This window comes from Streptomyces sp. NPDC005070, from assembly GCF_053600395.1.
In genome coordinates this window covers 34,466-59,519 of the sequence record NZ_JBSFZS010000035.1, presented here as the reverse complement: position 1 = coordinate 59,519, position 25,054 = coordinate 34,466, and the positions used below count along the sequence as shown (strand labels likewise).

Below are 25,054 nucleotides of genomic sequence, written 5' to 3'. Positions count from 1 at the left end.
GAGCATTTGGGCCACATCATGATGGGCCCCGAAGCGTGGCCGAGCAAGACCGTCTTCCCCGGCACCCTCACCGCTCCTGGCACTCCCCCACTGCTCCGCCCGCCCCGATGACGGCGTGGAGACCGATGTTCAGCGCTCAGCCCTCGTACAGACCGACGCCTTCGCCCTTCGCCGCGCGCGTCAGCACGTCCGCCAGCTCCACCGGGGTGGAGAGCATCGGGTAGTGGCCGGTGGGCAGTTCGAAGAAGGTGACTTCGGGTTGGGCGAGCTTGGCGAACCGTGGCAGGCCCGTACCGTGCAGCGTGCGGGCGAACTCCACGCTGAGGCCGTTCGCGAGACAGAGGACCCCAGTGGTCGGGAGCTTGAGCCAGGCGCCGGTCAGCTCGATCGGCTCCGTGACGGTCCGGACCGGCTGCGGGGTGGCCATACGGTGGTAGCGCTCCAGCTCCGCCGGCGGGACGGCGTGCAGCGCCGGGATCCCCTCGGGCACCGGGATGACGCCGTCGAGAGCGCGGTCGAGCAGGCCGAGCTGTGGCATCTGCGCCACCAGCGACTCACCCGGCTCCGGGAAGCCCGTGTCCACGAACACCACCCGGGCGACCTGTCCGGGATGCCGGTCGGCCGCCGCGAGGGCGGGGAAGATGCCGTAGCTGTGCGCCACCAGCACGATCCCCGGGCCCTCCGCGTCCAGCAGAGCCGCCACGGCGTCGGTGTGCTCGCCCAGTCCGATACGCGCGGGGTCCTCCCCTGCCCGCTCGGGCATGCCGGGGAGGGTGACCGGAAGTGCCCGGTGCCCTCGCGCGGTCAGCTCGGCGGCCACGGCCTCCCAGGCCCAGCCACCCATGAAAAGTCCCGGGACCAGCAGAAACGTCGTCATGACAGACCTCTTTCGAACCATCGCGTGCGGTCGGTCAGGACGATAGGACCTCCCCTTGGGGGAGACTCCAGCCGTTTCCGGCGCGAGGGCCGGACCAGGCCCGCCAGGCATCGCCCCTCTCCGCACCTGGACCGAGCGAAATGAGGTGGCGCCGGTGCTGCCCAGTTGTTTGGATGCCCGACGTGACTTCTGACGACTTTGACGATCACCCTGAGCGGGCATTGCTGGACCGGCTCGAGGAGTACTACGACGCGGTTCCGCGCCACGGCGCCCGTGCCGAGGACATCGGGCCGCTCACCCTGTTCGTGCGGGAGGGACCGGGCTGGCCGTTCTACGCACGTCCCGCACGGGGATGGTCCGGGCCGGTGGAGGCGGCCGACGTGCTGAAGGTCCGTGCCCGCCAGCGGGAACTGGGGATCCCGGAGAGTTTCGAATGGGTCGCCGAGACCACACCCACGCTGCGGGCGGCGGTCGAGGAGTCGGGACTCGTGGTCCACGAACATCCACTGATGGTGCTCGATCCACGGGTCCCGGGGGTTCCGGCAGCGCCGGTGGAGAGGCCGTCCGGCACCCTGTCGGCACGGATCGTCGACGCGGACGATCCGACGCTGCCCAGCGCCCTCGCCGTTCCTCACCTCGCCTTCGCCGAGCCGGGAACCCACGTGGGTCTCGCGGGAACACCACAGTTGGCGGAAGCGGCCGACGCCTGTGTCGCCGACGGATCGGTGGAACGCGCGATGCTGCGTGTCCGGGCGGGTCTGACAGTGGTCGCCGCGGCAGTCGAACAAGGGGTGGCACTGTCCGCGGGCCAGCATCAACCGCTCGCGGGAATCAGCGAGATCGTCGGCGTGGGAACGCTTCCCTCGGCTCGCCGCCGAGGTCTCGCCCGCGCGGTCACCGCGGCCCTGGTGGCCGACGCCCGGTCACGGGGAGCGGACACCGTCTTCCTGTCGGCAGGTGACGACGACGTCGCGCGGATCTACGCCCGACTCGGCTTCCGCGAGATCGGTACGGCGCTGATCGCCGAACCCGCCCCATAGGTCCGCTCCGTCCGCTCCGTCCGCTCCGGTTCGGGCGCCACCCGTCGGTCACAGAGTTCGGAAGACGTGGGTGAGAGGGAGCCTCACCGCACGTCAGAGGGTCGCGAGCCAGGCGGCGGTCTCGTCGGGGTGGGCGAAGCGCAGGGTGGTGAGCGGGGAGAAGCGGGGGTCGCGGGTCCGTCGTTCGATCTCCTGGCGGCGCGAGGCGTACTGGGACCAGGACCACCAGACCGGATGCTCCTGGCTCAGCCACCCCCGCCAGGTCTCCCGGTTGCCGCCGAAGAGGACCTCGCGACGGGCGGAGCGGCGCAGGGAGCGGCGCACCACACGGGGCGCGACCACGCGCCTCGGATAGTCGAGCCACACCACGGTGTCCGCCCTGCCCCACAGGAGATCGCGGACCTCCGGGTGGCCGAGCGAGTCCACCACCCAACGGGGCTCCGCGCCGAGCCGCGCCACGTCCTCGGCGAACGAGCCCTTCACGGCCCAGCCGGGGCCGTCGTAGTAGAGCGCATCCATCTCGTGGTACGCCAGACCCAGCCGCTCGCCGAGTGTGCGCGCGAGCGTGGACTTGCCCGCGCCCGTGACCCCCACCACCAAGATCCGCTCCACGGCGGCAGCCTATCCGGGGACGCGGCGGCATCTTGTCCGGGGACGCCGAGCTCCTAGAGGGTGCGTCGGCGGCTGTGTTCGGCCGACAGGTCCGCGGCGGCCTTGGCGGCGTGTTCGGCGAGATGCGCCGATCCCCAGGCGTGTGCCGTGCGCTCGGCCAGCGCGTAGGCGTCCGCCGCCCGTCGGTGTTCGCCGAGGAACCGGTACAGGTCGGCGAGCGCGTGCGCGAGGGGCCGGCTCGCGTAGGCCACGCCGGCCGCGCCCGCGAGCTGGTCCCGCAGTGGCTCCAGGTGACCGGTGAGCGCCACCGCGCCCGCGTGGTCGCCGACGAGCACGGCGAGCTGGGAGCGGAAGTCCAGTTCGAGGCCGTAGAGATGGTCACGCATCGGCTCCGGGGACACGGGTACGGCTCGCGCCTCGTCGAGTCTTCCGAGACGTGCCAGGACCAGTGCCCGCGCCACCGAGACCGAGCCGCCGGCCGACTCGTACACGGCGTGGACCATCGGCTCGATGTCGGCCGCGCGGCCCTGGAGGAGCCGCATGCTGATCAGGGCGAGTGTGCGCAATCCGGTGGCGTGATGGGCTCCGACCCGCTGGAGCAGGGTGTCGGCCTCCGCGTAGCGGGCCTCCGCCACGTCGAAGCGGCCGGTGACGGCGGCCAGCATGGCGGAGGCCGCGGCGCTCAGCCCCTGCGCCCACACCAGGCGGTAACGGCGGGCGAGCACAAGCCCCTCGGCGGTGTGGCGGCGCACCGCGGCGGGATCGTTGCGGGCGGCGGCGGTCATCGCGTCGAGGTGCTCACAGACCCAGCGGTACGCGGGCAGGTCATGGGCGTGCGCGAGGCCGCGCAGCTCCTCGGTGAGCGGGGGCCGGACCTCGGCGTGGGCTTCGTGCGGCAGCAGCCTCGCCGACGTCATCAACGCGGCTGCCATCAACCGTGGTTCACCGTCCGCGCGGGCCAGGGCGAGCTGGTCGCGGGCCGCTCGCAGAGCGCGGGGAGCGTCCTCGCCCGCGACCGCGTCGACGAGCACCTGGAGGACCCGGGCGCGGGTGGGACCGTCCAACTCACCGTCAGAGGCGAGGCGTTCGAGGCGGGCCAGGGCGATCCGGTCGTACGGGCCGTCCAACCGGCTGCGCCAGGGGGTGGGTTCGGTCCAGGCGCCGTAGACGGCTGCCACCAGGTCGCCCCGGTCGGCCTGTTCGGCGAGTTCGACCGCCCGTCGCCGGGTACGGCGGGCGGCATCCGTGGCACCGGTGCGGACCTGGGCGCCGAGAAGACGGACCAACAGCTCGATCAGCCGGTCCGGCGGGGTGTCCTCGCCCGGCGCCGCCGTGTGGGTGTCGATGGCCTGCTGGATCAGGGTGACGGCGACGTCGTGCGCGTAACGCCGTTCGGCGGCCTCGGCGGCCCGCAGCGCGTAGTCGACGGCGAGCGGGGCGTCCTCCGCTCTGCCCGAGTGCGCGAAGTGATGCGCCAGAGCGGCGAGTTCACCCGGGCGGTGCAGACGCAGCAGCCGTGCGACGCGCGCGTGCAGCCGTGCTCGTCGTACGCCGGACAGGTCCGCGTAGACGGTGTCCCGCACGAGGGCGTGTACGAACCGGACGCGGCCGGGGCCCGGTTCGGCCAGCAGCCCGGCGGCCAGCGCCGCGTCCAGCCCGTCCAGGACCTCGTCCTCCTCCCCGTCGGAGGCGTCGACGAGCAGACCGGCCTCGGCCTCCAGGCCCAGCACGGCCGCGAGTTGTACGACAGTCCGGGCGGCGCCGGGCAGCAGTGCGAGGCGCCTGCGCAGCACGTCACGGACGCCCTGCGGCACTTCCGAGACGGCGACCAGAGCCCCTTCGTCGGCGAGGAGACGCGCGCTCTCCCGGACGTAGAACGGATTCCCGCCGGTGCGTTCGGCGAGCGCGGCCACCGTTGCCGGGTCGACCGGTCCCCCGCAGACCGCTTCCACCAGGGTCCCGGTGTCCTGCGGGGCCAGACCGCCGAGCGCGATCCGGTGCGGGGCGGCGGGGGCCAACTGGGCGAGGGCCTTGAGGAGATGGTCGCCCACGTCCGAAGGCCGGTAACCGGCGACGGTGAGCAGCGGGACCCCCGTGACCGCCGCGGCCGCCTCGACGAGGGCCAGCGTCTCGGCGTCGGCGCGGTGCACGTCCTCCAGCAGGACGGCGAGCGGCGTCCGGGTGGCCGCGGTCCGCAGCCAGGCGGAAAAAGCCCGGTGCATACGGAAGCGTCCGGCGGCCGCCTCGTCCCCGGCGGGGACGAGCGTTGCGTCCGACTCCCGCAGCAGGACCGCGAGTTCGTCCGGCGCGGCCGGGGGCACCTCACGGGCGAGCGCGCCGAGCGCCTCCACCCAGGCCCAGGCGGGCGGCGCGCCCTCGTACTCGGGACAGCGCCCGATCACGACCCGCCAGCCGGACCGCTTGAGGCGGGCGGCCGCCTGGTCGAGGAACGCGGACTTGCCCGCACCGGCCTCGCCGGTGACCAGCACGATGCCACCGCGCTGCCCGGCGGCCCGGGCCGCCGCGTCCAGGGCACGCAGCTCCGCGCTCCGGCCGACGAACAGGCCGGGTCCGGCGGACGGCGGTGCGATACGGGCGGGCGGGGCGGAGGCCGGTGGGACGGACGGTACGGGAACGGCACCCGGTGCGTACGGTACGGCGGTTGGTGCGGGCCGAACGGCGGACGGTACGGGCGATAGGGCGCCCGGTACGAGCAGCGGGGCGGCCGGTTCCGGCGCCGCCGCGCGCAGGAGGTCGAGCCGGCCGGCGAGCACGGCACCTTCCAACTCCCGCAGGGCGGGGCCGGGATCGCAGCCGATCTCCTCGCGCAGCACGTCGCCGGCACGGCGCAGCGAGGCGAGCGCGTCGGCCTGTCTGCCGCAGGCCCACTGCGCCAGGGCCAACAGCCGCCAGCCCTCCTCGCGCAGCGGACTGTCCTGGACGAGGCCCTCCGCGTCGCACGCGGCCTGAGCGGCCCGGCCGGTGGCCAGGTCGGCGGCGACGGCGAGTTCGAGTGCCTCGGCGCGCAGCCCGTCGAGCCGGGCGATCTCGCTGGCGGCCCAGGGTTCGTCCGCGTGCCCCGCGAAGGCCGGCCCCCGCCACCAGCCGAGCGCCTCGGCCAGCCGTATCCGCGCTTCTTCCGCCGGAGCGCTGCGGGCCCGGCCGACCCAGGTCTCGAAACGCCACGCGTCCACCGCGTCCCCGGGCAGTCTGAGGGCGTACCCGGGCGGGGCGGTGACCAGGATGGTGGCCGGAGTGCGCGGCGGCCGCCCCGGCTCCAGGCAGCGCCGCAGGTTCGACAGATAGGCGTGCAGGGACACCAGCGCCTTGGCCGGTGGTTCGCCCCGCCACAACGCGTCCGTCATGCGGTCCACCGGTACGAGGGTGCCCCGGGCGGCGATCAGCAGGGAGAGGACGGCGCGCTGACGCGGAGCGCCCAAGGCGACCGGTGTCCCGGTGACCTCGGCGCCCAGTGGACCCAGGACTCGCAAACGCAGCACGCCCGCGGAATCTACCCGAGACCTGGGTCTCTTCCGTCAACGGACGATAAACGCCCGCCGCTTCGGACGCCTGCCGCGCGTGACCCGGGCGGCAACCGTGCGCTTCGGCAGGTCGCCAAGACGGGCGCCAAGTGAACGCCAAGCGGGGCACGTGACGCTGGAGCGGACTTCGTACACATCCGATCGTTGGAGCAAGTGAGCATGTCCCTCAACAGCAGCCACGGCGTCTCTTCCACCGCCGAGCGTCCTCATACCCACGAAATGGTCGTGGTGCACCGGGTGTTCCGCCGCGAGTCGGCCACGCTGCCCCGGCTGGTGCGGTCCGTGCCCGACGGGGACACGGCCCGTGCGGCGCGGATCGCCGGGGCGTTGCGGGACTACACCATGGGCCTGCACCACCATCATCACGCCGAGGACGAGTTGATCTGGCCGCTGCTGCGCAGCCGTGCCGCGCACGACGGGGAACTGGTGGGCCGGATGAGGCTCCAGCACGAGGAGATCGACCGCACGCTCGCGGCCGTCGCCGAATGGCTCCCCGTGTGGGAGCGGTCCGCCGACCGGATCCCCGGGGAGGAACTGGCCCTGGCCCTGGACGCGCACCGGGCGGCGCTGCTGCTCCGCCTCGACGAGGAGGAGCGGTCGGTCCTGCCGCTCGTCGCCGAGCATCTGACCGTCCCGGAATGGGACTTGGTCGGCGAGCGGGGCATGGACGGCATACCGAAGAACAAGCGGATGCTGGCGCTCGGCGCGATCCTCGAGGAGGCGACGCCCGAGGAACAGGCCTACTTCCTGGGCCGGGTTCCGCTGATCGGGCGGCTGCTCTGGCGGGCCCTCGGCCGGCGCCAGTACGCCGCCTACCGTCGCGCCCTGCGTGCCCCGCTGGCCGGGGAGTAGCGCGATGCCTCTCCTCGACTCCGCCCCGCTCGACGTCCTGGACGCCTACCGGACCTGCGAGTTCGCCACCCTGGGCCGGGACGGCACCCCGCTCGCCTGGCCGACGGCCGTGCGGCGCCGGCCGGACGGGACGCTGCTGCTGAGCACGTCCCTCGCGTTCGCCCAGAAGGCGCTGAACATCCGCCGGGACGGCCGCGTCGCGCTGCTCTTCTCCGAACCCACCGGCAGCGGTCTGAAGGAGCCCCGGCAGATCTTCGTCGGAGGGCACGCCGAGTGCCCCGACGAGATCATGACGGGTCCTCAGGGCGCCGAGGACTACTGGCGGATGCTGTTCGAACGGCAGCCGCACAGCCGGGCGTACGTCCTTCCTCCGCTGCGCCGCGTGATGGACTGGTACTACCTGCGGTTGCTGATCACCGTGACCCCCGAGCAGGTCGTGGTGCGGCCGCCGCTGCCGGCCGGGGCACAGTCGCCGGCCCAGGGGGACAGTCCGCTGCCCGGCGCCGGGCTGCTCGTTCGAAACCCGACGGCGGTGCTCGCCGCCCGTGACGCCACGGGCGCGCCGGTGCTCGCACGCACTCGGCCCGTGCCCGCGGACGGCGGCTTCGCCGTGGACGTGCCGGCCGACTGCGCGGCCGTACCGGGCCCGGCCTCCCTGCTGGTGCACCGGCACGACGAGCGTCTCAACAACATGCACAACGCGCTCGTACGCGGCGAACTGCGCGCGGCGGACGGCGGGTTGCTGCTGGTCCCGTCGGGCGTGGTGGAGCCGATGGGCTCGGGCCGCGCGAGCGAGGCGGTGTCCGTGCTGCGCACGACCCGACGGGCCACCGCCCGCTATCTGCGGCGCCGCGGGCTTGAGCGGCCTCAGGTGCGCTGGCAGGACTTCCGGGCCCTCGCCCGCCAGGCACGCCGGGGCGACGGGGGCTGACCCACGCGTCCGCGCGGCGAGCGCCGGTACACGCCGGCCCTGGGCAGCCCCCGGGAGGCAGCCTCCACGGCTGTCTCCCGAGAGCGGGGCGGAAAGGGGACCAATGCCCGTCACCCTCAAGCACCGTGGGGAGGGGCCCGATGCCCGTTCTCCCTCAAGCACCGTCCGGAGCCGACGCAGGCGACCAGGTCGTGCTGTCCGTGCCGCGACGGGCCCGCGTGATGCCCCATCCCACCAGCGCCGCGGTCAGGAGCGTGAGAGCGAGGCCGGCCCAGGTGATCGCGTCGCGGAACTGCGTGGTCTGGTGAGTGCTCCAGTGCGACGTGGCGATGTCGCCGGTGAAGAGTGCCGCGAGAATGGTTCCGCCGACCGCGATGCCGATGCCGGTGGTGACTTCGCCCGCGGTGTCCACCAGCGCCGATCCGATGGTGGTGCGGTTGGCCGGGAGGCCGCGCATCACGTTGGTCCCGGCGACGACACCCACGACGCGCATACCGGCGGCGACGAGCATGAGCGCGAGAGCGATCCACCCGTAGCCGAAGCGGCCCAGGAGCCCGTAGACGGCGAGCCCGCATACGACGGCTCCCGCGCTGAGCCAGGCGGCCTTGTCGAGGCCGACGCGCGTGACCAGCGGACCGATGAGCGCACCTCCCGCGATGAGCACGACGACCTGCGGCAGCATGCCCAGAGCCGCCTGGGCGGGTGTCCAGCCCAGGTCGAGCTGGAGCTGCAGGGTCACCAGGTAGCCGAGTCCGGCGGTCGCGAGGCTCGCGGCGGCCTTGAAGGCCAGGCCGCTCGACACGAGGGGGCGGGCGACGAGTTCGAGGTCGAGCAGTGGATGGCGGGCGACTCGCTGGCGGACGACGAACAGCACGGCCGTCAGGGCGGCCGCCGCCGTGGTCAGCCACGGGAGAAGCGGCGCGGTACCCGCGTCGACGAACAGCGTGGGCGCGACGAGCGTCAGCACGATCGCGGCCGTGCCGAGCAGGGCACCGGTTCCGTCGATCGGGGCCCTGTGCAGCTCGTCCGCCTTGTCGGCGGGGATGCCGCGCCGGATGCCGATGAACGCGAGTGCGGCGATCGGCACGTTCACCAGCAGCAGCATCTGCCACGGAGCGACAGCGAGGGCAAAGCCACCGGCCGTGGGCCCGATCGCGAGGCCGACCAGTCCGACGGTCGAGATCAGCGTGGTCGCACGGACGCGGAGCGCGTCGTCGTCGAACAGGCGGAACGCCAGCGCGAGGGAACCCGGTGTCGTCATCGCGGCCGCGACGCCCATGGCCGCCCGGACGGCGATGAGTTGCTCCGCCGTCGTGACGAACGCGGTCGCCAGACTCGCCCCACCCAGCAGCACCAGCCCGACCAGCATGACCTTGCGGCGGCCGACCCGGTCGGCCAGCGCGCCGAGGGCCAGCATCAGCCCGCCGAACACGACGGCGTACACGCCCGTGACCCACTGCAGAACAGTCGTCGACGCCGACAGCTCACGACCGATGGTCGGCAACGCGACGTTGAGGATCGAGTTGTCGAGCATCTCGAACAGGAACACCGCTGACAGCCCGGCGAGGGCTACTCCCGCTTCGCGGAGGGAACGAGGCGAGGCATGGCGGAGGGATCGTGCTGAGCGGGAGGCTTCGGGGGGAGCACCGGCCTTCTCGGCGGCTCCAGGACGACGAACATGCACAGCGCACTCCTTCGAGGTGAAGAAGTGGCGGCCCGTCCGGCACCGCGTATGCGCGTGTGTCCCCCGCTCCATCGACTCGCGTCGATGTCCTGCGGTGAACACACGTTTCTACTTCCAGTGCTCCGACAGTACACCCCCGCCCGGAGATCACGTCGCCGCTCGCTTCGGGGCCGGGTTCGGGCCGACTTCGGGCCGACAGGCTCACCGGTGTCCCCCTGTCACCCCCCTGTTTCTGGGGGATTCACCCGGCCTTCCGGCCAGGGCATCGTCCTGGGTGTGCTCCGGTCCACGGTGCATCCGCCCGGCAGCGATTGCCGGCGAACAACCAGGGGGAAATGATGATGAAGAGTGTCCTGCCGCGTCGCAGCGGCATCGTCGCGGTACTGAGCGCCGGTGCGCTGGCTCTGGGGGTCGGGAGCGCGTCCGCCGCGAACGCGTTGATCCCCGTCACGGGTGCCAGTGCGGGCGTCTTCAACACCCCGCACACGCGATTCGGCAAGGTGGGAGTGCCGGACCTGAGGTTCGGCGACGCCATCGTCGCCGACTGCTGGGACCGCGGCGACAACATCAGCAACCGCGGAAACGTCTGGTACCACACAGTGTCGGAGCGGTACACCGCCACCACCGGCCAGGAAGTCTTCGTCACGGGGTGGACCTACGGGGCCTACGTGGACAGCAACGAGGCGTTCCACGACGGGGCCATTCCGGAGTGCTGACGGAATGAACCCGGTCGCCCGGTCCTTGACCACTCGAGACCGGGCGACCGCGTGGAAAGAACGGAAAGGACGGGAAGAGAAAGCTCCAATTCCGATTTCGCGACGGTTGCCGCTTACACGCCAAGGAATGTCACCTCTCGGCCAACATGCCGCGAATCTGTGCTCGTCGAGCGGTGCAGATCCACACTCCTTCCATGAATCCGGACGTGGAACAGACAGCCCGCACGCTGGCGCCTGCGGTGGCGGAGGCCACGACAATCCCTGAACTGGGTTCGGTGATCTCACGGCAGATCGCGGAACTCGTACCGCACGACGGATACATGTTAAGAGGAGTCGACCCGATCACGGGCGCGGCATGTTTCCTCACCAAGGAACATGGTTATGCGGCAACCTTCTATCGTGAACTGGAATCCGCGGAAATCCTCGGGCACCGTCAGCACACCTTGACCGCGCTGGTCGGAAAGGGCCGTCCTGTCGCGGTCCTCGCATCCGACCCACCCGGCAGACGGCACCGTGTCCGGCACCAGGAGATCATGAACACGACCGACGTCGGCAGTGAGATGCGCGTCGCGCTGACCCTCAAAGGGATGACCTGGGGCTTGCTGGTCCTGCTGAGAGCGAGAGGCAGCAGACCTTTCTCGACGGCCGACGCGGTGAACGCCGGCCGACTGGCCGGCCCCATGACGGAGGCGCTGAAGCAGTATGTCGCCGGTCGTTTCCTGCGTCCCGTTCGCAGCGCGCCCTCACCCGGAATTGTGGTGATCGACGGCAGCGACACGATAAGGGCGGTGACCCGAACCGGCCATGAATGGGTGAGCAAACTCGTCCAGGACGCCGATTCCGCTGACGAGAGCGAGATATTCGCGCACGTCTGGAACATAGCCCTCATGGCACGGCAGCCTGGCCGTCAAGCACTGAGCCGTATCCCCGGCCCTGACGGGTGGATCGTTCTGGAGGCCCAACGGCTCGACGATTCTGATCTCGGCGGTGTCGCGGTGACCATCCAATCCGCCTCCTCCGACGTACTGCTGCCCGCCGCGGCCGTTCTGTACGGGATCACCTCGCGGGAACAGGAGGTGATCAGGCGGGCTCTCGACGGGCTGGCCGTCAAGCAGATCGCGCGCGGCCTCAACCTTTCCCAGCACACCGTCAACGATCATTTCAAGGCGATCTATCGAAAGACGGGTGTCAATAGTCGTGAGGAACTCTTGTCGAGCCTTTCGCGATGAACCGGCCGTCCCCCGTCTCCCCCACCGGTCAGCCGCGGGGCAGGAGGAGGCGGGACACCGCGGCGGTGGCGATGAGGAGGGCGGCGACGGCGAGCAGGCCGATGCGCATGCCCGGCAGGGAGAAGTCCGCGCCGGAGCCGGAGAGCAGGCCGCCGAAGAGGGCGACGGCGAGAGCACCGCCGGTCTGGCGGAAGGAGTTGAGCAGTCCCGACGCCGTCCCCGCGCGTTCTCCCGGGACGGTGTCCATCAGCAGCGCGGTCAACGCGGGCACCACGAGCGCCCCGCCGATGCTCAGCGGCAGCAACAGGACCAGTACCAGCCACACGGGAGTGTGCGCGGCGAGCGGCAGCATGGCCAGCATCGCTCCCGTGAAGATCAACTGACCGGCGACGATCACAGGCCGCCGCCCGACGCGCTCCGCCAGTCGCGGTGAGACGAGGTTGGTCGCCGTCACCACCGCGGACATCGGGACGAACATCAGCCCCGCCTCGATCGCCGACATTCCGCGCAACTGCTGGTAGTACAGGCCGAGAAGGAAGATCCCGCCGTAGAAGGCGGCGTTGACGGCGAAGCCTACTGCCAAGGGGACGGCCACCCGGCGGTCGGTCAGCATGCCCAGCGGGACCATGGGCCGACGGTGCCGGGTCTCCACCATGACGAAGGCGCACCCGGAGGCGACGGCGAGCGCCGCGGCCGCCGCCACGGGGCCGCTGGTCCAGCCCAGGTGGCCGCCCTCGATCACCGCGAAGGCCAGCCCGGCGAGGGCCAGTACGGCGGTGAGTTGTCCGCCGGCGTCCACCGCGGCGGGACGGCGCGCGGAACGCGGCACCCGGACCAGCAGGCCCAGGATCACCGCGCCCACGGGGAGGTTGAGGAGGAAGACCGCTCGCCAGCCGGCCGAGTCGGTGAGCAGACCGCCCAGCACCGGACCCGCGGCCATCGCCACCGAACCGCCGACGGTCCACAGCGCGATGGCGCGGGCGCGCGCCCGGGCGTCGTCGTACGCCTGGCGGATCAGTGCCAGCGAGGCCGGCAGCACGATCGCGGCGGCGCCGCCCTGCGCCACGCGCGCGGCGACCAGCACGCCGATGCCGGGTGCCAGTGCGCAGCCGAGGGAGGCGAGGGTGAACAGGGCCACGCCCCAGGCGTAGGCGCGACGGGCGCCCGCACGGTCGGCGAGGGCGCCCGCGGAGATCATCAAGGCCGCGAACATCAGGGTGTACGCGTCCACCACCCATTGCAGTCCGGTCATCCCGCCACGGAGTGACGTGCCGATGGCGGGCAGGGCGATGTTGACGGCCGAGACGTCGATGGTGATCACCGTGAAGCCGAGCAGCGCGGCGATCAGGGCGACGCCGCCACGCGATGGCACGGCGGCCACGCCGACGGCCGGCATCGCTGGTCGGGACCCGTGCGGCGTTTCTCGCCGGAGCCTGGACGTCGACGACCGCCGACCGTGGCCACGGGCCGTCGCGGTGGCCGCTGAAGGAACAGAGGTGCGCATCATGAACTCCTCGGCAGGCAAAAGGAATCGACGGTGGTCGGGGAGAGTCGGCGGGCGGCGCCGGACCGCCGGGGCCGCGGTCCTGTGCCTCGCACGCCCTGGGCCTCGGCGGTCGGGCCGCCCGCTTCGGAATCAACTCTCCGCCTCCGCGCGGCGGTCCGGCAGACCGGCCTGTTCCCGGGGTGCGGTGTTCCAGGGTCTGACAGGGCCCCCCACGTTCCCCGTCGGCCTGCCAGAATGGGCCGAATGGCAGCAACAGACGTGCGGGGCACCGAACTCGGCAGATATCTGAAGGCCCGCAGGGCGCAGGTCCGGCCGGAGGACGTCGGCCTGCCGGCCGGCGCGGGACTGCGCCGCACTCCCGGACTGCGCCGGGAGGAACTGGCCGCGCTGGCCGGAGTGAGCGTCGACTACTACATCCGCCTGGAGCGTGGCCGGGAGACCAATCCCTCCCCCGCCGTGGTGGACGGCCTCGGCCGTGCCCTGCGGCTGCGCGGCGACGGTTACGAACGGCTCTACGAGCTGGTGGAGTTGGCGTCCGGGCGGGCCGGCGAGCTGCCCGCCTCAGCCGACCACACGGTTCGTGACTCGGTGCTGCGGATGCTGGAGTCGGTGCGTCCGCTCCCGGCCTACGTGGTGAGCCGCTACAACCGTGTACTGGCCGCGAATCCGCCCGGTCGGCGGCTGCTGCCCGGACTCTGGGACTGGCCCCGGGAGCAGCGCAATCTGACCCGCTACCTCTTCCTCCACCCGGTCGGCCGGACGCTCTACGAGCCGTGGGAGGAGACGGTCGCCCTCTCGGTGGCCCATCTGCGGGCGGTCGCCGGAGCGGACCCGGACGACCCCGAGCTGACCACCCTCGTCGGTGAACTGGTCGTGAAGTCACAGGAGTTCGCACGGCTCTGGGAGCGGTACGACGTCTGCGAACGCGGGGGCGGGCAGAAGTCCTTCCGGCATCCGCGGGTCGGAGCGATGACGCTGACCTACGAGGTCATGCGTCTGGCCCGGACGGGCGGCCAGCGGATGGTGGTCTACCAGGCCGCACCCGGCACCCTGGACGAGACCGCGATGTTCCGCCTCGACGCGGCTGACGCGCGACCGCAGTCGGCGCGCTCGGACCATCCGGAGCCGGCCGACGAACCGGGCCCCGCCGGCACACTGTCCCCGGCCCACGCCTCGGCCGGCTGAATCTGCCTCCGCGCGGCCTCGGCTCCGGGGGCACGTGGGCCGTGCGGGCCCGTTCCGGTCAGGTGCCGGAGGCGCCGGTGACGGCGGTCTGGAGGAGGTCGGCGACGGTGTACCACCCGGGCACGGTGCCCTCGTCGGGCGGCCGGAGGCCGAGATGGGACGGGGCGTCGATGACCACGAGGCGGCGCATCCGCCCATTCTGACCGCCAGGCCACCGGGCCACCGGGCATCAGACCCGCGATCGGGGGTACTCCCGCAGAGAACCCCCGCACCGGAGGAGCATGATGTTCGAGGCAGGCGACATCCGAGAATGGCGTGGTCACGACGTGGTGGACCCCGACGGCCACAAGATCGGCACCCTGGAGTCCGTCTACGTCGACACGGCCACCGACGATCCCTCCTTCGCCACCGTGACCGTGGGCCTGCCCACGCGCCGTCGTCTGGTGTTCGTACCCCTGGACCGCGCGACCGTCGGACCCGGCTACCTGAGGGTCGCCCATGACCGCGGTCTGGTGAGGAGCGCCCCGTCCATCGACACGGACGGCGTGCTGCCCGCGACGGACGAGCCGGAGGTCTTCGCGCACTACGAGCTCAAGTACACGCCGGGTCTCCAGGGCGAGCGCCGTCTCGCCCGTCGCTGACCCGCGCCGAGAGCCCCAGGAGAACCGATGAGCGTGTTCCTGTTCCTGATCCTCGTGGCCGTCGTGCTGGGCATCATCGGAGTCGCCGCCCACGGCCTGTTCTACCTGCTGGTCATCGGCGTCGTCGTCCTTCTCGCCGATCTCGTCTACGCCGGCCTGCGCCTGCGCCACGGTGGCCGGAAGCAGCGCGTCGCGCGGTGAGCGCGACGCCCGCCCCGACCGGCGCGGACCGGTCGCCGCGGCGCGGCGGTCACCCGCGTCGCCCCGGCCCGGCGGCTCACCCTCCCAGGTACGGGCTGTAGAGAGCGGACAGGAAACGGGTGACGATCACCTCGCGGGTCGTCGCCGGAAGGGCGTCCAGGAGGCGGTTGACCGGGGCCATCCGGGCCGCGTTGTCGCCGCTCAGGTCGACACCCGCCGCCGGGAGCAGCGCCGCGAAGGAGGCGTTGTCGAGTTCGGTCAGGTCCACCTGCCCGAGCAGGTCGACGATGTCCGCGGGCGGTGTCGGGGGTCCGAGCGGACGGACGACGTCGACGCACTCGCGCAGGACGGCGAGCAGTTCCTCGACCCCTCGCTCGCTGACTCCGGTGAGCGTCAGATGCAGGTTGGCCGGCAGGCCGTCGAGGCTGAGCTGCGGCTGGAGGAAGAAGCCCCGGGCGCGGGTCTCGTCGGCGAGGGCGAAGAGGTCGAGCGGGGTCTCGGCCGCCGGGTCGGTGCCGATCGCGACCAGGGTGGCCTCGGGGGTGCCGAGAACGGTGAGGCCGTCGATGTCCTCGACTCCGGCGATCAGCCTGCGGGTCGCGGACAGGGCGGCGCGGCCCAGTTCGCGGTAGCCGTCGGCGCCGAGAGCCTGGAGGGTGGCCCAGGCTCCGGCGAGCGGACCGGCTCCCTTGCTGCTCTGGATCGTGGAGTTGACGACGCTGTAGCCGGGCCAGGTGGCGCAGGCGTAGTAGGCGTCGAGGCGCAGGGCCTCGTCACGGAACAGCAGGACCGAGGCGCCCTTGGGGGCGTAGCCGAACTTGTGCAGGTCGCAGGAGAGGGAGGTGACGCCGGGGACGGAGAGGTCGAAGGGCGGGACGGGCGCGCCGGCGTCGGCGAGCCAGGGCAGCAGCCAGCCCCCGACGCACGCGTCGACGTGGCAGGGGATGCCGCGGGCGGCGGCGTCAGCGGCTATCTCGGCGACGGGGTCGATGACGCCGTGGGCGTACGACGGGGCCGAGGCCACGACGAGGACCGTGTTCTCGTTGCAGAGTTCGGCCATCGCGGCCGGGTCGGCGCGGTAGGTCACGGGGTCGACGGGCGCGCTGCGCACGGTGACCCGAAGGTAGCTGCCGGCCTTGTGGAAGGCGGCGTGGGCGGTGACGGGGACGACGATCTCCGGGGCGAGGACGTCCGGGCGGGCGTCCCGGGCGGCCTTCACCGCGAGGATGATCGACTCGGTGCCGCCGCTGGTGAAGATGCCCGGGGTGGTGTCGTCACCGCCGAGGCGGGTGGCGGTCGCGCCGACGACCTGGCGTTCGAGCGTGACGATGCTGGGGAACGCGGTCGGGTCCAGGCCGTTGACCTCCATCATCGTCAGGTAGGCCTGTTCGGCGGCCTCGCGTACCTCGGGGCGGCCGCTGTCGTAGACATAGGCCGTGGTGTTGCCGCCTCGGGTGGGCAGGTCGGCGGCGGTGAGGACGGCGAGTTCGGCGAGAAGTTCGGCGCCGGAGCGGCCCGTCTCGGGCAGACCCGGGTGGGCGGCCGGGGCGTCGGCGGCGGTCTGCTGGGGAGTCGTCATCGGGTGGTTTCCGTTTCTCGTACGGCGCGGCGGCGGCCGTAGGCGCGCAGGGCGGGCAGGGAGAGCAGCATGAGCAGGGCGGGGACGAGGCTGAAGCCGAGGAGGATGCCGGTGCGCGCGGTGGCGGTCTGGGCAACCGGGTGGTCCAGGGTCGAGGAGACGAAGCCGGTGGCGGCCAGGGCGATCGAGTAGGCGCCGGGTCCGGCCGCGAGGCCGACGGTCTCCCCGGCCGTCCACAGTCCGGTGAACGCGCCCGACTGGACCTGTCCGGTCCGCGCCGTGTCGGCGTGCACCGTGTCGGGGAGCAGGGCGAGCGGCAGGACCTGCAGGGCCGCGTAGCAGACGCCGAGCAGCCCGCAGAGCGCGAGGGTCGCGGCGACCGCGACGGTGCCGCTGCCGCTTCCGGCGGCCGGGAGCAGGGCGGCGGCGCCGAGGGCGTAACCGCAGGTGGCGATAGTGAGGCAGCGCAGCCGTCCCCACCGTGCGGCGGCCCTGGCCCAGAGCGGGACGGCGACGGCGCTGGGTGCGACCGGACAGACGAAGAGCATCGAGGTCAGCCCGTAGCCGCCGAGCCGGTAGGTGGCGACGTACGGCGCGGCGGCCAGCATGATCGCGACGGCGGCGGCCTGGAGCACGAAGGAGAGCAGCAGCGCGAAGAAGGCGCGGTTGCCACGTGCCGTACGGAAGGCGGCCCCGAGTCCGAGGGGTTCGGGTCCGGGCCGTGAGCGCACCCAGCGGGTACCGAGCGCGGGCACCAGCAGGACCGCCGCGATGACGAGGCCCACGGTCAGGCCCATCGTCGCGTACCCCGTGCGGCCTCCGCCCGCAGCGTCGACCACGAGGGGTGCCGCGCCGCCGGCGACGAGGATGCCCAGGGTCAGGAAGACGATCCGCCAGACCATGATCCGGGTGCGGACGGACGGCACGGAGGACATCTCGGCGGGCAGGGCGACGTACGGCACCTGGAACAGCGAGAAGGCGCTGGCGGCCAGGACGAAGGTGACCGTCACCCACACCGCCGCGCCCGTGCCGGTCATCGGGGACAGGAACATCGCCGCGAACGCGGCGGGCAGCGCGAGCCCGCCGGCGACGAGCAGCCGGGTCCGCCGGCCGGTGCGGACGGCCTCACGGTCGCTCGCGGCCCCGACCACAGGGTTGAAGACGGCGTCCCAGGCCTTGGGCAGGGCGACGACGAGTCCGGCGATGCCGGCGGGGACGCCGAGGGCGTCGGTCATGAAGTAGAGGAGCAGCAGGCCGGGAACGGTGGAGAAGAGGCCGGTGCCGACCGAGCCGAGTCCGTAGACGAACAGGCGGCGTCGGGTGATTTCACCGACGGAGGTCGGGGGGACCAGGGCGGTCGTCATCCGCGCTCCCGGTCGCGCGGTTGCGGGGCACGGAGCCCGAGGTCACGCAGGACGAGGGCGCGCAGGTGGGCGCGGAAGCGCGGGACCTGGGCGCGGATGCCCGAACGGCAGAAGCTGTGGGTGCTCCACAGCACCGTGTAGACGGTCATCTCGACGTCTGCCGGCTCGGTGGACTGTACGGAGGGGACGACCTCGCGCACGGTGTCGCGGACCGACTCGATGAGCGGCCGTGCGTACGTGGCCTCCAGGTCGGCGAACTCGGCGGCGTCCGAGAGCCAGCGGCGCATCCACAGGGCCGGGATGTGCGGCTGGTCGAGACAGAAGTCGAGGTACCGGTCGACCAGGCCGGTGACGGCCGCGACCGGATCGGTGGGCGCGAGCTCCCGGAACGCGGCCAGCGCGTCCGTCAGCACCCGCTGTTCGGCGAGGTGGGCGCGGAGCATGACCTCCCGGTAGAGGTCCGGCTTCCCGCCGACGTGGTAGGCGACGGTGGCCATGTTCAGCCCGGCCTCGGCGGCGATCCGCCGGGTGCTCGTGCCGTCGTAGCCGTGGTCGGCGAAGAGGGCGGTGGCGGCGGCGATGATGCGTTCGCGGCTGGCGTCGGCGGGTGATGGGACGGGGGGCGGTGAGGCGGGCGGAGAGTCGGACATGGCGGGGAGGATATGCCGCCCACTCCCATCGATCAATCGATTGATGGAGACGATTTCGCGCGTGCCGGGGAGAGCGCGTTCTCCGACTGCGCCGGGCCCATGACCTGTGCACCGACTGTGACGCACGACACACGGAAGCGGTCAGTTTTTACCCAGCAGAATGATCAATGGGGCCGCGGCATCCGTACCCCTTGTGACATCTGATCGACACGTCAGGAGGCATCATGCCCGTCTCACGCAACTTGGCAGGAACGGTCTTCGTGGGCGGCGCGGTGACTCTGACTCTCGCCGCTCTGGTATACCCGACCATGCTCGGCTTCCAGACCACGTCCAGCGCCCAGACCCGCGTCATCGAGGACACCCAGTGGGGCCCGCTCACCGAAGGGGACCGTGACTTCGTCGTCAAGGTTCGCGCGGCCGGGCTGTGGGAGTACCCCTTGGGCGAGATCGCGCTGCAGAAGGGCTCGACTCCGGCGATGCGGGAGGCCGGCAAGCACCTGATCGTGGGTCACGCCCGTCTGGATGAGCTGGACCGCAAGGTCGCCATCCAGCTCAACATCACCCTGCCCAACCAGGCGTCTCCGCAGCAGCAGCAGTTCGTGGCGACCTCCGCGGCCCTGAGCGGCAAGGAGTTCGACAGGACCACCGCCAACATCCTGCGCGTCACGCACGGTTCCATCTTCTCGGTGATCGCCAAGGTGCGCGCCAACACCAACAACTCGCTGGTGCGAGAGCTCGCGAACCTCGCGAACGACACCGTGCTCGACCACATCACCATGATGGAGAAGACCGGCACCATCGACTTCCCAGCGGTCCTCGCTCAGCAGAGCGCCCCGCCGACGCTCCCCAAGGACCAGCTCACGCCGCCCGCGCCGCAGCCGGGTGCCCCGATCGTCGTCCTGACACCGCGCCCCGACCTCAACGTGAACACCAACAGCCCGACTCCCAGCCCGACGGTCGGCTGACCCGGGCACCGAACCCCGGTGCGGAGCAAGAGCCTTCGGCCACCTCGGCGACGAGGAATCCGTCGACGGCGCCCGGTCCGGCCGGTCACACGTGCGCAGGGTGTGCCATGATCCCTCTCCGGAACCGAGGGGTCGATCATGAGTTCGTACGTTGCCGCGTTGCTCGGCGCGATGGCCTTGCTTGTCGCCTGCGGGGCGGTCGCCACCCTTGGCTGGGGCTGGCTGCCACCCTGGTTGCGCAGCCGGATCGTCCGCCCGGCTCTCTTCGGTTGGGCGCAGCTCACCATGACGATCGCACTTGTCGCTCAGTTGGTCGGCGGCTCGCTGATCACGGCGCCGGACGTCCGCTTCGTGGTGTCGATGTCCGGAGCCCTGGCGATGTTGCTTGCCACAGGGTTGATCGGGTTGGCTCAGCGTCAGCCTTTGAACCGTTGATCCACTAGCTGGTGCACCGTATCGAGCGAGCGACGGAGGCCTGTCGGCGGCGCTGTTCCCCAGGGCGCCTCGGCTGTAGCGGCGACCCGGGTGAACGGCGCATCTCGGCTGCGAGGAGCCGTCGTTGACCGTGGCCGACCGCACCACGGGGCAACCGCGTTCTCGCGTGATCGGTGGGACTGCATTCGGCTTCCCGGGGGTCAGTTCGGGTGCGTGGGTTGCCAGCCGTTGTGGTGCAGGACCTGGTCCAGGGGTTGCCTCGGGCCCGGATGGAACGTGGTGCGGAGGGGGTGCGCCGTCGGCAGCAGGGCGCCCTGGCGGACCGTCGGCGGCAGGCCCAGCAGGTCGGCGATCTCCCGTTCACGGTCCAGGTGGACGGTCGTCCAGGCGGTGACCAGGCCGCGGCTGCGGGCGGCCAGGGCGTAGTTCCAGGCGGCCGGCAGCAACGAACCCCACAGCCCGGCCTGGTTGCCCGTGGGCAGCCGTCCGCCGGGCACTTCGAGACACGGGATGACCAGGGCCGGTACCCGGTGCATCCGGTCGGCCAGCGTCCGGGCGCCGGTGAGGACCGAGCGCGAGGCCTCGGGCAACTCCGTCAGCCGGTCGAGCCCGGCCGCGTTGCGTTCGTAGAACGCGGTCCGGTACACCTCGGCGACCTTCGCCCGCACGCGCGGGTCGGTGAGCAGGATCCAGCGCCAGTTCTGCCGGTTGTTGCCGTTCGGCGCCTGCAGGGCGATGCGCAGACAGTCCTCGACGAGGGCCGGTTCCACGGCTCGGTCCAGGTCGAGGCCATGCCGCACCGACCGCGTGGTGGTCAGCAACTCCTCGCAGGTGAGGGAGCGTTCGCCGGTCACGGCAGCAGCACCGCCATGACGGCCAACGCGAGATGGGTGACCACGACGAAGGCGATCGCGGCGGGCAGCGGCCACGCGCCGCGCCCGGCGGCCAGGAACCGCCGGGTGCCGTGGGCGGGAAGGGCTGCCGCCAGGCAGGGCAGCAGCGCGAGCGGACCGCGCGGGGCGAACAGCAGGACCTCGCAGACGACGGCACCGGCCGCGAAGCCGGCCGTCACCGCCGCGGCACGCCTCGGACCGAGCTCGGCCGAATACAGCCGGGCGCCCGGCGCGGCCTCCCAGGCGGTCTTGCGGGCGCATTCGAAGTGCAGGAAGACACAGGCGCACAGGGCGAGCAGCGCGGCGCCGCTCCAGTCGGCGGTGATGGTCCCGGCGGTGGCGAGGGACCCGTAGACGTAGACACTGAGCAGGAGTTGGACCGTGTAGGTGACCGCCAGGCCGAGCAGCGGCCGGTCGCCCATCGCGGGAAGCAGCCGTTCCAGCGGGGCGAGGAACAGCCCGTATCCGAGGGCCGCGAGGATCAGCAGGGCATCGGCCGGCGAGCGGGCCGCGTTCAGACCGGCCACCACCACGGTGATCACCGCCATCGCACCGCGCAGTTCGCCCGCGGTGATCGCACCGGTGACGAGCGGCCGGTCCGGGTGGTGGACACGGTCGTGGGCGAGGTCCTTCTGTTCGTCCAGCATCCGCAGGAACAGCAGGGCCAGTACGACGCTGACGACCCGGATCGCGGTGGCGCCGGAGGCACGCCAGGCCGTACCCGTCGCGGCCACCGCCGTACCCTCCAGCGCGAGGACCCACAGCAGTCCGTACGTGACGTAGATCTGCGGCCGGAACCTGCGCAGCACGAACCGGCCCAGTCGGGCGGGGACGTGTGGCGCGGCGACGCTGGTCACTCCGGAGACCTTCCGGTCGGGTGTGTCTCGGTTCGGGTGGGCCGAACTCATGCGGCCCTGTGGGTGGTTGGCGCCGCGAAGCCACGCGCGGGTCCGGCATCCGCGTCGGCGAGCCGGATACGGGCCTCGGCGGCCAGGGTGCCGGGCTGGCGCAGGGTGCACTCGATGTCGGCGCCCGGGAGGGCCGGAGCGGTCCGGCACTCCAGCGGCAGATCCATCTCGGCGAAACGGCGGAACCGCGCGGCCAGGGCGACCGGCAGCGGGCTGGGCGTGCGGACGGTTCCGGCGGACACGCAGGCGCGCAGGGCGAGTTGGCGGAAGGCCTCCAGCTCCAGCATGCCCGGCACGTGGTCCACCCAGTGGTCGTAGAGGGTGGGGTGGTCGGTCTCGGCGAGCAGGTGTGCCGTGTGGGTGCCGTCCTCCTCGGTGCGCGGCGGGGAGATGACCGTGTTGGCCGGGGTGCGCCGGCCGACGAGTGCGGGTTCGGCGTGGGGTCCGCGCAGTGCGACGGGCACGGCGGGCAGCCCGAGTGCGCGGCGCTGTCCGGCCCGCAGCCGCGTCCAGTCGCCGGGCGGCATCCAGGAATAGTCGATACGGGCCAGCAGGGCCTCGCGGCCGCCGATGGCGAGGGCGAAGCGGAGCCGCAGACCCCGTACTCCGGCCTGGGTCCGGAACCGCCTCTCGATCCGGGTGGCGACGACCGCCTCGGTGGGCCGGTCGCTCCGGGTGAGGGCGGCCGGGTCAGGCACCTCGAACTCGACGGCCCGGAGCAGGAATTTGTGCCCCAGCCGGACGCCGAGGTGGCGGTGGGCCACCACGAAGATGCCCTGCCTGCACGCCTCCAGGAGCAGGAAGGGGTCGAGCCGGTCGCCGGGGCCGAGGGTGTCGTCGTAGAAGGCGTGACGGCGGGGGAAGCGTGCGGCCAGCAGCATCTCGTCCTCGCCGCGGCGCTCGGCGTCGGTCAGGAAGACCTCCGCGACCTTGGAGCGGTGCACCAGTTGCTTGGGGAGTGTCCGGGTGAACTGCATGGGCCGCTCCTCACTTCGTCGTGGCGCGGACGGTGTCCAGGTGTCGGCGCCAGGTGTCGGCGTCGGCTCCGTCCAGTACGGGTGCCCGGCCCGGCTGCCGCATGGGAAGCACCTTTGAGCCGACGATGACGGCGTCCCACGGGTCGAGGTCGACGCCCAGGCGCCAGGCGGTCTCCAGCAGGGTGCGCGGGGTGGCGGAGGCGTCGGCGCCCCGGTGCCGGGCCACGGCGTCGTGCAACCGGGCGACGGCGGGGTCGAAGTCGAGGTCCCGGGGTTCCGTGGCGGCGTACAGCAGAGCGGCCGACTCCCTTGCGTGCGCGGTGCGGTCCTCGTCGGCGAGGGCGGAGCGGAACAGGCGGTCGCGCTCGGCCTCGTCGAAGTGGACGGCCAACTCACGCAGCACGTCCGCGGGTTCGTCGGGGGTGTGCACCAGGTTCAGCAAGTAGCTGTAGCGTCCGAGGAGATGACGGAGCTGACCGGGCCGGCGGGCGTCCGGGTCCGTGGGGCCCTTGAGCCGGGTGAGTTCGACCGAGGCGGGCACGTCCAGGTCGTGAACGGGCCGGACGAGGAGCACGAGGGCGTCGGCGTCCTCCAGGAAGAGTGCGGCCAGCCGCCTGCGGTAGGGGGTGGCGAGGTTCCACTGGAAGTACCAGAGGGAGCGGATCATGGTGCGGGTCAGCCGGGTGACGGCCGCGCCGACGATCCTGAAGCCCTGCCCGGCCAGCCAGTCCGCGGCCGCCTCCAGCCGACGGGCCACGACGGCGTCGGGCTTGAGCAGCAGCAGCGCGTGCCGGTGGGCGAATCCGGTGATGTCTTCGGTGAGGGCGGCGAGTTGGCCGTGGCTCTCCTGGTAGTAGGTGTCGGCGCCGTACAGCCGCCGCTTGTCGGGGTGGCAGGTCAGCAGTGGTGAGACGGGTATGCCGTACGAGGGTTCGGCGAGGTGGGCGGTGGTCATCGGTGCGCGCTCCCGTCGGGTCGGGCGGCCCGCTCCCGGGGCGGGGGCGGGCCGAGATAGCCGGTGGCGAGGCAGTGGTCGAGCAGGCGCCGCAGGTAGGCATGCGCGCCGGTCGCGGGCGGGCGGTGGCCGAAGGCTTCGGTGTGGGTGGTGTCGAAGCGGACGCGGCGCCGGAAGTAGGGGGCGTACAGGGAGACGACCCGGTCGTAGTAGGGGCGTTCGCTGCCGGGCAGGGCCGTGGCGGAGAACGCGGACGGGGGGACGAACCGCGGCACGTGGAGGGACGGGTACTCGGCGAGTACGTCGGACATGTCCCGCAGGGTCAGCGCGTGGCCGACGGCGTGCAGGGTGCGCCCCTCGGCGTCCGGGAAACGGATGGCGGCCTCGGTCACCAGGTCGGCGACCCGGTCGACCGGGACCAGGTCGAGGACGGCGTCCAGGTGGCCCGGCACCGTGCGCACCAGGCCCCTGGTCAGCACCCGGAGCACGGGGTAGATGGTCTTGAGGTCGCGGACCCGGCCGGTGCGGGTGGCGCCGGTGACGATGCTCGGCCGGACCACGGTGACGGGCAGGCCGTCCGCCGCCGCCTTGCGGACCAGGGTCTCGGCGGCCAGCTTGCTCTTCTCGTAGTCGTTGCCGGGGCGTTGACCGAGGTCGAGTTCGTCCTCGTACGCGATGCCGTCGCGTTCGCCGCACACGTAGGCGGTGCCGACGTGGACCAAGGGGGTACGGGCTGCCAGGGCTTGGCCCAGGACGTGCCGGGTGCCCTCGACGTTGACGCGCTCGTACCGGCCCGGTGGCAGTCCGAAGTCGGTGACGGCGGCGCAGTGGACGATCCGGTCGGCGGTGGCGGCGAGCCGCCGGTCGGCGCCGCTCAGCCCGAGACCGGGGTGGGTGATGTCACCGGTCATCCGGGTGAGGGTGCCCGGCCCGGGATGGAGTTTTCTGCCGTTGTTGCGGACGAGGTCGCCGTTGCGGTGCAGCACGGCCAGGACGGTGTGGCCGGCGGCGGTGAGCCGGGCGGTCACCTCGGCGCCCACGAACCCGCTGGCGCCGGTCACCAGCACGGTCATCGGCGCGGACTCCGGGGTGCCGGACGCCCTCGGGTGGGACACCGCGGGGCCGGGTGCCGTCGGTTCGGCCGCCTTGGAACGAGACGCCTTGAGTCCGGCCGCCTTCGACCGAGACACCTCGGACTCGGCCGCCTTCGACCGAGACGCCTCAGGTCCGGCCGCCTTCGAACGAGACGGCTCGGGTTCGGAGTTCATCGGATCGGACATCGGTGGATCCTCCGCACGGAACGTCGGGTGG

At 72.3% G+C, this 25,054-nt stretch carries 23 protein-coding genes and 1 pseudogene; 10 read left to right on the top strand and 14 right to left on the bottom strand.

Translation table 11 applies throughout. The annotated features are described in order from the left end of the window. Positions 1–136: 136 nt before the first annotated feature. A complete protein-coding gene (locus tag ACWEBX_RS14655; RefSeq protein ID WP_451885214.1) occupies positions 137–877 on the bottom strand; it encodes an alpha/beta fold hydrolase in 741 nt (246 codons plus the stop codon). A 173-nt stretch (positions 878–1,050) separates the two neighbouring features. On the opposite strand from ACWEBX_RS14655, the gene ACWEBX_RS14650 reads away from it, so the two are divergent. Then, on the top strand, positions 1,051–1,917 hold the full coding sequence (locus ACWEBX_RS14650) for a GNAT family N-acetyltransferase (RefSeq protein ID WP_451885213.1): 867 nt from the start codon (positions 1,051–1,053) through the stop codon (positions 1,915–1,917). A 93-nt stretch (positions 1,918–2,010) separates the two neighbouring features. Here ACWEBX_RS14650 and ACWEBX_RS14645 read toward each other — a convergent pair whose 3' ends face one another. Next, entirely contained in the window at positions 2,011–2,529 is a 519-nt protein-coding gene (locus ACWEBX_RS14645) for an adenylate kinase (protein WP_451885212.1), read from the bottom strand. Positions 2,530–2,582: 53 nt separating this feature from the next. After that, on the bottom strand, positions 2,583–6,029 hold the full coding sequence (locus ACWEBX_RS14640) for a BTAD domain-containing putative transcriptional regulator (RefSeq protein ID WP_451885211.1): 3,447 nt from the start codon (positions 6,027–6,029) through the stop codon (positions 2,583–2,585). 201 nt (positions 6,030–6,230) lie between these two features. On the opposite strand from ACWEBX_RS14640, the gene ACWEBX_RS14635 reads away from it, so the two are divergent. Both ACWEBX_RS14635 and ACWEBX_RS14630 read left to right on the top strand, forming a co-directional pair. Then, on the top strand, positions 6,231–6,923 hold the full coding sequence (locus ACWEBX_RS14635) for a hemerythrin domain-containing protein (protein ID WP_451885210.1): 693 nt from the start codon (positions 6,231–6,233) through the stop codon (positions 6,921–6,923). 4 nt (positions 6,924–6,927) lie between these two features. After that, entirely contained in the window at positions 6,928–7,854 is a 927-nt protein-coding gene (locus ACWEBX_RS14630; protein ID WP_451885209.1) for a pyridoxamine 5'-phosphate oxidase family protein, read from the top strand. A 154-nt stretch (positions 7,855–8,008) separates the two neighbouring features. Here ACWEBX_RS14630 and ACWEBX_RS14625 read toward each other — a convergent pair whose 3' ends face one another. Next, the gene (locus ACWEBX_RS14625; RefSeq protein WP_451885208.1) at positions 8,009–9,403 is read right to left on the bottom strand and encodes an MFS transporter; all 1,395 of its coding nucleotides are present in this window, start codon (positions 9,401–9,403) and stop codon (positions 8,009–8,011) included. A gap of 470 nt (positions 9,404–9,873) precedes the next feature. Between ACWEBX_RS14625 and ACWEBX_RS14620 the strand changes: the two genes are divergently transcribed. Together ACWEBX_RS14620 and ACWEBX_RS14615 are read left to right on the top strand one after the other, a co-directional pair. After that, entirely contained in the window at positions 9,874–10,254 is a 381-nt protein-coding gene (locus ACWEBX_RS14620; RefSeq protein WP_451885207.1) for a hypothetical protein, read from the top strand. Between the two features lie 194 nt (positions 10,255–10,448). Continuing rightward, complete coding sequence (locus tag ACWEBX_RS14615) at positions 10,449–11,483, top strand: helix-turn-helix transcriptional regulator (RefSeq protein WP_451885206.1); 1,035 nt, start codon at positions 10,449–10,451, stop codon at positions 11,481–11,483. Between the two features lie 28 nt (positions 11,484–11,511). Here the strand turns inward: ACWEBX_RS14615 and ACWEBX_RS14610 are convergent, their stop codons facing one another. Then, positions 11,512–12,879, bottom strand: a complete 1,368-nt coding sequence (locus ACWEBX_RS14610) for an MFS transporter (protein ID WP_451885205.1) — start codon at positions 12,877–12,879, stop codon at positions 11,512–11,514. Between the two features lie 354 nt (positions 12,880–13,233). On the opposite strand from ACWEBX_RS14610, the gene ACWEBX_RS14605 reads away from it, so the two are divergent. After that, complete coding sequence (locus ACWEBX_RS14605) at positions 13,234–14,175, top strand: helix-turn-helix domain-containing protein (protein WP_451885204.1); 942 nt, start codon at positions 13,234–13,236, stop codon at positions 14,173–14,175. Positions 14,176–14,263: 88 nt separating this feature from the next. On the opposite strand, the pseudogene ACWEBX_RS14600 reads toward ACWEBX_RS14605, so the two are convergent. Then, positions 14,264–14,365 (bottom strand): annotated as a pseudogene (locus ACWEBX_RS14600) (arginase family protein); the annotation flags it as partial. Positions 14,366–14,459: 94 nt separating this feature from the next. Here ACWEBX_RS14600 and ACWEBX_RS14595 point away from each other — a divergent pair. Then, positions 14,460–14,816, top strand: a complete 357-nt coding sequence (locus ACWEBX_RS14595; RefSeq protein ID WP_451885221.1) for a PRC-barrel domain-containing protein — start codon at positions 14,460–14,462, stop codon at positions 14,814–14,816. Between the two features lie 27 nt (positions 14,817–14,843). Further along, positions 14,844–15,017: a hypothetical protein gene (locus ACWEBX_RS14590; protein ID WP_451885203.1), complete on the top strand. Its 174-nt coding sequence runs from the start codon at positions 14,844–14,846 to the stop codon at positions 15,015–15,017. A 76-nt stretch (positions 15,018–15,093) separates the two neighbouring features. Here the strand turns inward: ACWEBX_RS14590 and ACWEBX_RS14585 are convergent, their stop codons facing one another. From ACWEBX_RS14585 to ACWEBX_RS14575, 3 genes are read right to left on the bottom strand one after another with little or no spacing between them, the layout of a single operon-like run. Further along, on the bottom strand, positions 15,094–16,596 hold the full coding sequence (locus tag ACWEBX_RS14585; protein ID WP_451885202.1) for a pyridoxal phosphate-dependent decarboxylase family protein: 1,503 nt from the start codon (positions 16,594–16,596) through the stop codon (positions 15,094–15,096). Beyond that, the gene (locus tag ACWEBX_RS14580; protein WP_451885201.1) at positions 16,593–17,960 is read right to left on the bottom strand and encodes an MFS transporter; all 1,368 of its coding nucleotides are present in this window, start codon (positions 17,958–17,960) and stop codon (positions 16,593–16,595) included. Before ACWEBX_RS14580 ends, ACWEBX_RS14585 begins: the two co-directional genes overlap by 4 nt. Beyond that, positions 17,957–18,610 (bottom strand): TetR/AcrR family transcriptional regulator, encoded by a 654-nt coding sequence (locus ACWEBX_RS14575; RefSeq protein WP_451885200.1) that lies wholly within the window; start codon positions 18,608–18,610, stop codon positions 17,957–17,959. Before ACWEBX_RS14575 ends, ACWEBX_RS14580 begins: the two co-directional genes overlap by 4 nt. Before the next feature lie 224 nt (positions 18,611–18,834). On the opposite strand from ACWEBX_RS14575, the gene ACWEBX_RS14570 reads away from it, so the two are divergent. Next, positions 18,835–19,575, top strand: a complete 741-nt coding sequence (locus tag ACWEBX_RS14570) for a DUF4142 domain-containing protein (RefSeq protein ID WP_451885199.1) — start codon at positions 18,835–18,837, stop codon at positions 19,573–19,575. Between the two features lie 138 nt (positions 19,576–19,713). Then, positions 19,714–20,010: a hypothetical protein gene (locus ACWEBX_RS14565; protein WP_451885198.1), complete on the top strand. Its 297-nt coding sequence runs from the start codon at positions 19,714–19,716 to the stop codon at positions 20,008–20,010. A gap of 200 nt (positions 20,011–20,210) precedes the next feature. Here ACWEBX_RS14565 and ACWEBX_RS14560 read toward each other — a convergent pair whose 3' ends face one another. From ACWEBX_RS14560 to ACWEBX_RS14540, 5 genes are read right to left on the bottom strand one after another with little or no spacing between them, the layout of a single operon-like run. Further along, entirely contained in the window at positions 20,211–20,864 is a 654-nt protein-coding gene (locus tag ACWEBX_RS14560; protein ID WP_451885197.1) for a nitroreductase family protein, read from the bottom strand. Then, positions 20,861–21,760, bottom strand: a complete 900-nt coding sequence (locus ACWEBX_RS14555; RefSeq protein WP_451885196.1) for a hypothetical protein — start codon at positions 21,758–21,760, stop codon at positions 20,861–20,863. Before ACWEBX_RS14555 ends, ACWEBX_RS14560 begins: the two co-directional genes overlap by 4 nt. A 47-nt stretch (positions 21,761–21,807) precedes the next feature. Then, complete coding sequence (locus tag ACWEBX_RS14550) at positions 21,808–22,788, bottom strand: ScbA/BarX family gamma-butyrolactone biosynthesis protein (protein WP_451885195.1); 981 nt, start codon at positions 22,786–22,788, stop codon at positions 21,808–21,810. 10 nt (positions 22,789–22,798) lie between these two features. Further along, positions 22,799–23,743: a nucleoside-diphosphate kinase gene (locus ACWEBX_RS14545; protein ID WP_451885194.1), complete on the bottom strand. Its 945-nt coding sequence runs from the start codon at positions 23,741–23,743 to the stop codon at positions 22,799–22,801. Further along, positions 23,740–25,023, bottom strand: a complete 1,284-nt coding sequence (locus ACWEBX_RS14540) for an SDR family oxidoreductase (protein WP_451885193.1) — start codon at positions 25,021–25,023, stop codon at positions 23,740–23,742. The genes ACWEBX_RS14545 and ACWEBX_RS14540 overlap by 4 nt, the downstream gene beginning before the upstream one ends. Positions 25,024–25,054: the final 31 nt, after the last annotated feature.